Below are 10,076 nucleotides of genomic sequence, written 5' to 3'. Positions count from 1 at the left end.
CTCGGCGGCCACGGCCGGCGGCGGCTGCGACACCGGCGCGTGCCCGGCCGCCGACCCGGCCGAGCTGCGGATCGGCACCACGCCCGACGGCAGCAGCTGGACCAGCTGGCTCAAGCCCGACCTGTCGGCCGTCCCGGCCGGCTCCCGGGTGATCGGCGGCAAGCTCGAACTGACCCGCTCGGACTGCGCGGCCGGTACCGCCGGCTGCGACGAGACCGCCGTGGACGTCTTCCAGCTCGGCAGCGCCTGGGCTCCCGGCCAGGGCGGTGCGGCACTGACCGCAGCCGCCGGCGCGGAGAGCTACGCCTCCGCCGCCAAGCTGTCGGAGACCGACCTGGCCGCACTGGTCGGCTCGTGGATCGAGAAGGGCGAGGCCTACGGCCTGGCGCTGCGCCCGCCGGCCGGCTGGACCGGTGCGGCCCGCTACTCCTCGGCCACCGCCGCCGACCCGGCGCGGCGGCCGAAGCTGACCCTCGACTACCTGGCACCGACCGCACCGGGCGCGGCCGAGCTGGTGGCCGCCGTCGGTGGCGACGCCGGTCTGGTCGTCACCTGGAACGCCCCGGCCGACCGCGGTTCGGTCGGCGACGTCGGCTACACCGTCCGGGTCGAGACCTCGGCCGGCGCCCCGGTCCAGGAGGTCACCACCGGCGACCTGCGGGCCGTGTTCACCGGCCTCGACAACGCCCTCTCGTACCGCGCGGTGGTCACCGCCCGCAACAGCTACGGCACCGCCGCCCCGGTCGCCTCGGCCGTGGTCCAGGGCACGCCGACGGCCGGCGGCCCGAACCAGTACCGCGGCTACGTGCAGGAGTACCTGGACGCCCGCAACAAGATCAAGATGAAGGCCGGGTTCACCGCGCCGGACGCCGCCGCCGAGGCCGCGCACGGCACCGTCTTCGTCGACCTGCTGGCCACCCAGGAGGCCTCGCTGGTCGCCAACCGCGAGGCGCTGGCGACCCAGAGCCAGCTGTACACGGCCGCCGCGGTCAGCCTGACCGACGTGGTGGTCGACCAGCAGACGGCCGGCAAGGTCGTCGTGCGGGCCACCGTCAAGGACTCGGTGATGATCCGGTCGGGCGGTGTGGACTCGCCGAGCGAGAGCGCCGGCCCGAAGCGGTTCGAGTTCGCCGTCGGCACCGCCGCGGTGATGGTCTCCGAGGCCGACGACCTCGCGGCCCAGCAGAAGCTGTCCTCCTCCGCGGCCGCCCAGGCCCAGGTCGACGTGGCAGACGCCGCACAGCCCGACCCGGCGGACGCCCAGAAGGCCGTCCCGCTGGACGCCAACGGCTTCCCGGTCCAACCGGCTCAGCCGGCCGCCGGCGCCGTCCAGGCCGGGTACAACTACAACGGCACCGCCGACTGGGCCCGCCGCAACGTCAACATCGGCTGGGACTTCCCCCAGGACTGCACCAACTTCGTCTCCAAGGCCCTCTACTACGGTGGCGGCATGCGCACCCGGTACGGCTTCAAGACCTGGGACAGTGCCTGGTGGACCAACGACTACTGGCTGTTCGGCTGGCACAAGAACCGCAGCTACACCTGGGCCGGCGCGGCCAACCTGCACCGGCACCTGCTGAACTACCGGTACTCGACCTGGCTGCGCTGGACCTCCGAGGCGCGCCCCGGCGACGTGGTGTTCTTCAAGTGGCGCAACGAGTCGCGGATCAACCACGCCGCGATCGTGGTGAGCTGGGGCGCCCGGATGGAGCTGCGCCAGCACGGCCGGCAGGGTGTCACCACCCTGAACGAGGTGCTGTCGTACTACCGGCAGAAGGGCGACCCGATCGAGTGGTTCGTCGTCGTCCGCCCGCTCGGGACCAACTGATGGCGGCGGGGCGGCCGGTGGCGGCCGCACTGGCGGCCGTGCTCTCCGCTGCCCTCCTGGCCGGATGTTCGAGCGGCGCGGAGGACGCCCGGCTGCAGCACGCGGCCGACTACTCCGCCCATCCGCACCTGAAGGTCACCGGCTACCCCGTGCCGGAGACGCTGGGCCTGGTCCAGCAGGTGGTGTGGCGGCTGGCCGACGGCTCCGCGGACCGGTTGGTGAAGCTGGCCGCCGCGGAGGGCCCGGCCGACGCACGCCGGGCGGCGGCCGAGGAGTGGGTCCGCGCCTACGGGCCGGGCGCCGCCGGGGAGGTCACCGCCGACTTCGGTGACGATCCGGCGAACCGGCAGACCGTACGGCTCACCTTCCACGGCACCGGCCAGGTGAAGGAGCTGACACTCCGCATGGACGGCCCGGACGGCGGGGGCGGCTGGCGGGTCCTGCTGACCTGATCCCGCCGGGGCCGGCCGTGGGCCCGGATGCGAGGGACGAACGGGCGGGCGCTCCGTGGAGGAGCGTCCGCCCGTTTCGTTTCAGATGACGGCGCCGGCCTTGACCACGTGCCGCAGGTGCCGGTCCGGACGGGCGAGCACCGAGACATCGGCGAGCGGGTCGCCGTCGACCACCAGGAGGTCGGCGTGGGCGCCCGGGGCGAGGGTGCCGATCTCCCCCGCCATGCCGAGCAGCCGGGCCGCCGTGGTGGTGGCGGAGCGCAGCACGTCGGCAGCCGGCTGGACCTGGGCGCGCAGCGTGAACTCCGCCGGCTGGGCCGGGTGCAGCGGGCCGAGCAGGTCGCTGCCGTAGACCAGGTTGACACCCGCCCGGTGGGCGCGCTCCAGGGCGGCGAGCCCCTGGTCGCGGACCTCGGCGAGCTTGGCCAGGGACGCCGGCGGCAGACCCGAGGCCGCGCCGAGCTCCGCGGTCCGCACGTACGCGACCAGGGTGGGGACCAGGAAGGCGTCCTTCTCCAGCAGCAGCGCGACCGTCGTGTCGTCCAGCAGGTTGCCGTGCTCGACGCAGCGCACGCCGGCCCGCAGGGCTCGGTCGATCGCGCGCGGGTGGTAGGCGTGCACGGTGACGTAGCGGTTGTGGTTCTCCGCCTCCTCGACGGCCGCCCGGATCTCCTCCTCGCTGTACTGGACGGCCGCGATCTCGTCGTGCGGGGAGGCGACGCCGCCGGAGAGCAGCACCTTGAGGTGCCGGGCACCCTTGCGGAACTCGTCCCGGGCGGCGGCGCGCACGGCGTCCACGCCGTCGGCGATCCGGCCGAAGTGGGGGCGGGCCTCGCAGCAGGGCAGCGAGTCGTCACCGAGCGGGCGCAGGTCGCCGTGGCCGCCGGTCTGGGAGAGCGCCTTGCCCCCGTGCAGCAGTCGGGGGCCGAGGGCCAGGCCCTCGGCCAGGGCGCGGGCCATGCCGTGGTCGGCACCGCCGACGTCGCGCACGGTGGTGAAGCCGCGGCGCAGCATCCGCTCGGCCTCGGCGAGGGCGCGGACGGTGGCGTAGCCGGGGGTCCAGTTGGCGACGTCGGGCAGGTCGAGCGAGGTGACCAGCAGGTGGACGTGGGCGTCGATCAGACCGGGCAGCACGGTGGCGCCCTGCGCGTCGAGGACGCGGACCCCGTCGGGGGCGGCGGGCGGACGGCCGGTGCCGGTGGCGGTGATCCGGCCGTCGGCGGCCTCCAGCCAGCCGCGGTCGGTACGGGTGCCGTCCTCGGGGTGGAGCAGGTGGGCGTCGGTGATCAGCAGTCGGCTCACGGTGGTGGCCCCTCCGGTTCGGTGCGGAACGCGATTTCAGTACGAGACGTACTGAATACGGCTCGTACTGAATACACCATGTATCGTTCTCCTGTGAACCCACCCCCCGCCGAAGCCGCCGCTCCCCGACCGCCCCGCCGCCGCGTCCACACCCGTGCCCGGCTGCTCGCCGCGGCGGGCGAGCTGTTCCTCTCCGTCGGCTTCGCGCGGACGAGCATCGAGGACGTCTGCGCCGCCGCCGGCTACACCCGCGGGGCCTTCTACTCGAACTTCGGCAGCAAGGAGGAACTGCTGCTGGCGCTCTTCGACGACCAGGCGGCCGGGCGGATGGCCGAGCTGGAGCGGCTGGCGGCGGCCTGCGAGGCGCTGGCGCCGCAGGAGCGGGCCCGGCTGCTGGTCGAGGCGCTGCTGCGGGTCGAGCCGGCGGAGTCCGGGTGGATCCTGCTGTTCCTGGAGTTCCGGCTGGTCGCGGCCCGTACGGAGGCGCTGGCCGAGCAGGTCGCCGCGCACGACCTGGCGGTCGCCCGGGCGCTGGCGGACGTCCTGGAGCGGGCGCTGCCGGAGCTGGTGCCCCCGGGGGCGAGCGCCGCTCAGGCGGCGACGGTGATCCTGGCGGCGCGCGAGGGGCTGCTGGCCCGTACGGCCGCCGGCGGGGCGGCCGCGGAGGAACTGCTGGCGGCGACGGCGGCGGTGCTGTCGGGGCTGCTGGGCTGAGACGCGCAAACGCCGAGGGGCGGCCCCGTTACGGGGCCGCCCCTCGGCGGTGGTGTTGCCTCGCCGGCTAGATGACCAGGCTCAGCGGCAGGATCAGGGCTATCGCGACGACCGAGATCACCGTCTCCATCACCGACCAGGACTTCAGCGTCTGTCCGACGCTCATTCCGAAGTACTCCTTCACCAGCCAGAAGCCGGCGTCGTTGACGTGCGACAGGAAGAGCGAACCGGCGCCGATCGCGAGCACCAGCAGGGCCGCGTGGGTCGAGGACATGTTGGCGGCGAGCGGGGAGACGATGCCGGCCGCGGTGATGGTGGCGACCGTCGCCGAGCCGGTGGCCAGGCGGATCAGCACCGCGATCAGCCAGCCCAGCAGCAGCGCGGAGACGTGCCACTTGCCGGACCACTCGCTCACCGCGTTGCCGACGCCCACGTCGATCAGGGTCTGCTTGAAGCCGCCGCCGGCGCCGACGATGAACACGATGCCGGCGATCGGGCCGAGCGACTTGCCGACCGTGTCGGAGATCCGAGCCCTGTCGAAGCCGGCCGCCTTGCCGAGGGTCAGCATGCCGAGGAGGGTCGCGGCGAGCAGCGCGATCAGCGGGGAGCCGATGAAGTCGAACACCCGCTGGCCCAGCGCCTTCGGGTCGTCGATCACCACGTCGGCCAGCGCCTTGCCGAGCATCAGCACGACCGGCAGCAGGATGGTCGCCATGACCGCGCCGAACGACGGGGTGCGCTCGTGCTTGGCGGTGTCCTCCGGGGCGGTGGTGGCCGGGATCTCCAGCGGGCCGACCCAGCGCTCGGCGAACCTGGCGAACAGCGGGCCGGCGATGATCAGGGTCGGGACCGCGATCAGCAGGCCGAGCGCCAGGGTGATGCCGAGGTCGGCCTTCAGCGCGTCGACGGCGACCAGCGGGCCCGGGTGCGGGGGCACCAGGCCGTGCAGCACCGACAGACCGGCCAGGGCCGGGATGCCGACCCGCATCAGCGGCACGTTGCCGCGGCGGGCGACCAGCAGCACGATCGGGATCAGCAGGACGACGCCGACCTCGAAGAACAGCGGCAGGCCGAGCACGGCCGCGATCAGCGCCATCGCCCAGGGCAGCGCCTTGTTGCCGGTGCGGGAGAGCACGGTGTCCGCGATGATGTTGGCGCCGCCGGAGTCGGCGAGCAGCTTGCCGAGCATCGCGCCGAGGCCGATCAGCAGGCCGACGCTGGCGACGGTCGAGCCGAAGCCCGTGGAGAAGCTGCTGAGCAGCTTGTCGAAGGGGGCACCCGCGACGGCGGCCAGCAGACCGGAGCCGAGCGTGAGGGCGAGGAACGGGTGCAGCTTCAGCTTGGTGATCAGTACGACGATCGCACCGATGCTGACCAGCACCGCGATCAGCAGCTGGGAGTCGCTGCCGGTGTGCGGCAGGGCCGGTGGGGCGGCCGCCAGCAGAGTGGGGGCAATGCTCACGCGAGGTCTCCATTGACGGGCCGCAGCAGCGCCACGGCCATCTCGACGAGTTCTTCGGGGGACGGGCCCACGTCCAGGACGGCGCCGCGCTCGTCCACACCCAGGGGCTCCAAGGTGGCGTACTGGGAGTTGAGCAGCGACGTCGGCATGAAGTGGCCGGTGCGGTGGGAGAGCCGGTCCTCGACCAGGTCGTGGCCACCGCTGAGGTGCAGGAAGAAGGCATCCGGGGCGTCCGCGCGCAGGGTGTCGCGGTAGCCGCGCTTCAACGCCGAGCAGGTGACCACGCCGCCGGTGCCGTCCTCGGTGCGCTCCGTGAGCCAGGCGCCGATGGCGCGCAGCCAGGGCTGGCGGTCCTGGTCGTCCAGCGGGATGCCGGCCGACATCTTGGCGATGTTGGCCGCCGGGTGGAAGTCGTCCGCCTCGGCGAAGGGGAGATCGAGGCGGTCGGCCAGGAGACGGGCCAGGGTGGTCTTGCCGACACCGGAGACGCCCATCACCACGACGGTGAGGGGACCTTCCGGGAGGTCGTGGTTCTCGACGCTGAGAGCCATGGTGGTGCTCCTTCGTTGCAGGCCGCCACTATCGCCTCAAAGATATGACGTATTCAAGTGGTGGAAACCAAATCGTCATACTTTTGCGGTGTGGTCTGGGTCGCAGGGCGGCGTGAACTCTCCCAGGGCGGGCGTCTACGCTGAGCGGATGGAGATCCAGGGACTGCCCGGGCGGCTGCTTGACGAGCTCGGGCCGGCGATCGCGTCGGGGGAGATCCCCGAGGGGGCGGTGCTGCGCGGCGAGGAGCTGGAGGCCAGGTTCGGGGTGTCCCGGACGGTGGTCCGCGAGGCGGTGCGGGTCCTGGAGGGGATGCGCATGGTCGCGTCCCGGCGGCGGGTCGGGATCACCGTGCAGCCGAAGTCGCTCTGGGACGTCTTCGACCCGATGGTGATCCGCTGGCGCCTGGCCGGCTCGGACCGCCCCGCCCAGCTGCGCTCGCTCGGCTCGCTGCGGGTCGCCGTCGAACCGGCCGCGGCCGCGCTCGCCGCCACCCACGCGAGCGACGACGACCGGCGCGAACTCAGCTCACTGGCCGTGGATCTGACGGTCACCGCACGGGCAGCCGACCTGGCCACCTTCCTCAAGCACGACATCGCCTTCCACTCCCTGGTGCTGCGCGCCTCCGGCAACGAGATGTTCGCCCACCTCGGAGACACCGTCGCGGCGGTGCTCACCGGCCGGACCGAGTACCATCTGATGCCCCATCAGCCGGAGTCGTACGCGATCCGGTTGCACCGCGAGGTCGCGGAGGCGATCTGTGCCAAGGACCCCATCCACGCCGAGCAGGCGATGCGGACGATCGTGAGCGGCGCGCTGGAGGAGCTCAACCTCCAGCTGGGCTGAGCCCGGGCCGGCGGAGCGGCCGGGAGCGCCAGGCCTGCCGGGAGCGCCAGGCGCACCTGCCGGGAATTCCCGGATGACACGATTTGGCGGCAGTTCGGCGATTTCGGACGCATAGTCCTGGTTCGACGGGGCAGAGTGAGGCCAGGGGGCGCGTTTCGTGTGCGCCCGTTCCGCATGCTTCACCGAACACGCGCCACGCGCCTGGGGGTCGCTCGATGTCCGTGCCACGCCGCCGCCGTCGCCGCCTGCCCGACGAGGTGCGCGCCGCCGCAGTCCGGGCGGTGCTCTGCCTGTCCTTCACGCTCGTGGGCGTCGTGGTGGCCACCCTGGCCTCGTACGCGGGCAGTTGGCTGCTGACGCCGGCACTGCTGGCGATGGGGCTCGGGGTGTTCGGCACCATGTGGTGCCTGCTGGAGATCCTGATCTCCCGCCAGGTCGCCGCCCAGCGGATGCGGGCACCCGGCTCCGCTCACCCGATGGCGGGCAGCCGGGCGCCCTCCGAGCCGCCGGCCGCGCTGCCGTTCCCCCGGCCCGGCTCCTCCTCGGTGTACCGGCAGCCGTACGAGTCGGCGCAGCCGCAGCCGTACGGGCGGGGGCAGCAGCAGCCCTACGGGCCGGGGCAGCAGCAGCCGCAGCCGTACGGCCCCGGGCAGCAGCAGCCCCGGCTGCCGCACCAGGAGCCGCACCGACCGCCGCGCCAGTCACCGCCTCAGCCGCCGCACCAGGCCCGGGTGCGGACCAACCAGCCGTAGCCCCGGGCGGGCCGGTCAGTCCTGGAACGGCAGCGCCCGGTAGTGGGTGGTGAGCCGGCCGTCCCCGTCCAGGATGTGGAAGGCCAGCATCGGCGGGTGGTCGAAGGAGATGACCTGCCCGCCCTCGCAGGGCAGTGTGACGGTGGAGACCACCCCGGGCGCGACCAGCAGCGGCAGGCCGGCGAAGGTGGTCGCGGCGGGGGTGTGCGAGTGACCGCAGAACAGGGCGGCCACCCGGGGGTGGCGGCGCAGCACCCGCGCCAGCCGCACCTCGCCGAACTGGCGGATCTCGTCGACATACGGCAGGTGCAGCTCCACCGGCGGGTGGTGGAAGGCCACCAGGGCGGGCAACTCGCTGCGCCCGGAACCGAGTTCGGCATCCAGCCAGTCCAGCGTCCGATCGTCCAGCAGGCCGTCGTGCTGCCCGGGTATGGAGGAGTCCAGCATCAGCACGTCGGCACCGGGCAGTCGGTGCAGGCGGTTGACCGGCTCCTCCCCCGGTGCCTCACCGAGCAGCACCTCGCGGTAGGGCGAACGGCGGTCGTGGTTGCCGGGGCAGGTGAGCACCGGGTGCCGGGAGGACAGCACCTCGGCGACCTGCCGGTACTCCTCGGGCAGGCCTTGGTCGGCGAGGTCGCCGGTGACCAGCACCGCGTCCAGCGGGCCGGGCAGGGCGTCGAGGTACGCCATCACCTGCTCGGCCCGCCGCCGGGCCCGCTTGCCGCCGTCCCGGCGGTGGACCTGGCCGAGGTGGATGTCACTGAGGTGCGCGATCGTCAGCATGACGATCACGCTAGTGAGTTCACGGCTGGACGGGAACCTCTGCAGGGCGCTTGAACATCCGGGTGGCGGTGATCTCGCCGTGGATGGTCGGGCCGTCCGGGTCCGGCGCGGCGGGCAGGCCCGGACGCAGGTGCTCCTCGACCGAGATGTACTTGAGGCCGGCCCGCAGGTCGGCGTCGTTGCGCAGACGGATCACCAGCGGGAACTCGGCGAGCGCGGTGGTGTCGAACAGGCCGGTGGTGTAGATCAGCTGGACGCCGAGCGCGTCGGCCACGGCCCGCTGGAGCTCCAGCAGGTAGGTGGCGTTGGCGCGGCCGATCGGGTTGTCCAGGAACAGCGTGCCGGCATGCCGCAGCTGGGACTGGCCTCGGTCGTTGGCGCGCAGCGCGGCCATCGTGCAGTACAGCGCGATGGCGGCGGTGAGCAGCTGGCCGCCGGAGAAGACGTCGGACATCTGGCCGACGCCGACCCGCTCGGCGCGCAGCACCGCATCGGGCTTGAGGATCTCGACGCTGACGCCCTTGGGGCCGATCGCGGCGGCGACCCCGCGCAGCAGCAGGGACATGCCGTCGCGGCGCAGGTCGCTGTTCTTCCTGACGGCGGCACGGGTCGCCTCGTCGATGACCTCGCCCAGGCGCTCGACCAGGGTGGCGTGGTCCGGGTCCTCGAAGCGGATCCGGAGGAACTCCTGGCCGGACCACTCCCCCAGGCCCTCGGGCAGCCGGGACAGCCGCTGGGCGGCGCGCAGGGTGGTGAGCGAGGACTCGACCAGGCCGCGCAGCCGGTCCACGATCGAGCCGCGGTTCTTCTCCAGCTGGGCGAGCTCGTCGGTGAGCACCCGCAGCCGGGGGGCGAAGGCGGCGGCCCAGGCGGCGGCGTGCTCGGGCAGCGCGGAGGCGGGCAGTTCGCGGATCTGCTGACGGGCGGGGGTGCGGACGGCCTCGTAGCGGGCGGCGTTGGCGTGCCGGACCAGGGCGTCGGCGGCGTCGCGGACGGCGAGTTCGGCGGAGGACAGCTCGCCGGCGGCGGTGCGCAGGGCGCGTCGGGCCTCGGTGGCGCCGGTGCGGGCCTCGGCCAGCGAGCCCAGGTACGGCTCGACCGGGTCGTCCGGGTCCTCCTGGTGGTCGCGCAGGCCGTCGCGCAGCTGGCCGGCCAGCTCGTCGAAGTCCGCGGCGGCGGCCTGGGCGGTGTCGAAGGTCCGCTGGAGGTCGGCGTGGGCGGTGCGGGCGGCGTCCAGGGCCTCGCGCCGCTCGGCGAGGCGGCTGGTGGCGGTGCGCAGCAGGGCCTGGGCGTGCTCCGGATCGGTGGGGACGAGGTCCTCGGGCAGCTCGGTGTGCGCCTCGCCGTCGGCGGGGGCGGAGCGTTCGGCCTCGCCGCGCAGGCGGCCG

The 10,076-nt window shown here is 73.6% G+C and carries 9 protein-coding genes and 1 pseudogene; 5 read left to right on the top strand and 5 right to left on the bottom strand.

The features are described 5' to 3' along the window. On the top strand, window positions 1-1,828 hold a 1,828-nt coding region (locus tag KS423_RS27935; RefSeq protein ID WP_224282537.1), incomplete at its 5' end, for an amidase domain-containing protein. Then, window positions 1,828-2,280 carry a hypothetical protein gene (locus KS423_RS27930; protein ID WP_224282536.1) on the top strand — a complete coding sequence of 151 codons (453 nt, stop codon included), beginning with the start codon at window positions 1,828-1,830 and terminating at the stop codon, window positions 2,278-2,280. The genes KS423_RS27935 and KS423_RS27930, both read left to right, overlap by 1 nt. Window positions 2,281-2,361: 81 nt before the next feature. On the opposite strand, the gene KS423_RS27925 is transcribed toward KS423_RS27930, so the two are convergent. Next, window positions 2,362-3,582, bottom strand: a complete 1,221-nt coding sequence (locus tag KS423_RS27925; protein ID WP_224282535.1) for an amidohydrolase family protein — start codon at window positions 3,580-3,582, stop codon at window positions 2,362-2,364. Window positions 3,583-3,675: 93 nt separating this feature from the next. On the opposite strand from KS423_RS27925, the gene KS423_RS27920 reads away from it, so the two are divergent. Next, window positions 3,676-4,296, top strand: coding sequence for a TetR/AcrR family transcriptional regulator (locus tag KS423_RS27920; RefSeq protein WP_224282534.1), 621 nt, complete (start codon window positions 3,676-3,678; stop codon window positions 4,294-4,296). Between the two features lie 67 nt (window positions 4,297-4,363). Here KS423_RS27920 and KS423_RS27915 read toward each other — a convergent pair whose 3' ends face one another. Together KS423_RS27915 and KS423_RS27910 are read right to left on the bottom strand one after the other, a co-directional pair. Continuing rightward, a complete protein-coding gene (locus tag KS423_RS27915; RefSeq protein WP_224282538.1) occupies window positions 4,364-5,752 on the bottom strand; it encodes a gluconate:H+ symporter in 1,389 nt (462 codons plus the stop codon). Window positions 5,753-5,754: 2 nt separating this feature from the next. Next, window positions 5,755-6,309: a gluconokinase gene (locus tag KS423_RS27910; RefSeq protein ID WP_224282533.1), complete on the bottom strand. Its 555-nt coding sequence runs from the start codon at window positions 6,307-6,309 to the stop codon at window positions 5,755-5,757. 148 nt (window positions 6,310-6,457) lie between these two features. Here KS423_RS27910 and KS423_RS27905 point away from each other — a divergent pair, with 148 nt between their 5' ends. Beyond that, window positions 6,458-7,153: a FadR/GntR family transcriptional regulator gene (locus KS423_RS27905; RefSeq protein WP_224282532.1), complete on the top strand. Its 696-nt coding sequence runs from the start codon at window positions 6,458-6,460 to the stop codon at window positions 7,151-7,153. 215 nt (window positions 7,154-7,368) lie between these two features. Beyond that, the gene (locus tag KS423_RS27900; protein ID WP_224282531.1) at window positions 7,369-7,905 is read left to right on the top strand and encodes a hypothetical protein; all 537 of its coding nucleotides are present in this window, start codon (window positions 7,369-7,371) and stop codon (window positions 7,903-7,905) included. A 15-nt stretch (window positions 7,906-7,920) separates the two neighbouring features. Here KS423_RS27900 and KS423_RS27895 read toward each other — a convergent pair whose 3' ends face one another. Further along, window positions 7,921-8,688, bottom strand: a complete 768-nt coding sequence (locus KS423_RS27895) for a metallophosphoesterase (RefSeq protein ID WP_224282530.1) — start codon at window positions 8,686-8,688, stop codon at window positions 7,921-7,923. 19 nt (window positions 8,689-8,707) lie between these two features. Continuing rightward, a pseudogene (locus KS423_RS27890) lies at window positions 8,708-10,076 on the bottom strand (hypothetical protein); the annotation flags it as partial.

The sequence above is a fragment of the Streptomyces sp. LS1784 genome (assembly GCF_020103755.1).
Lineage (GTDB): Bacteria > Actinomycetota > Actinomycetes > Streptomycetales > Streptomycetaceae > Kitasatospora.
Note: the sequence above shows the minus strand (reverse complement) of the source record. Positions and strands in the feature narration are given on the sequence as shown.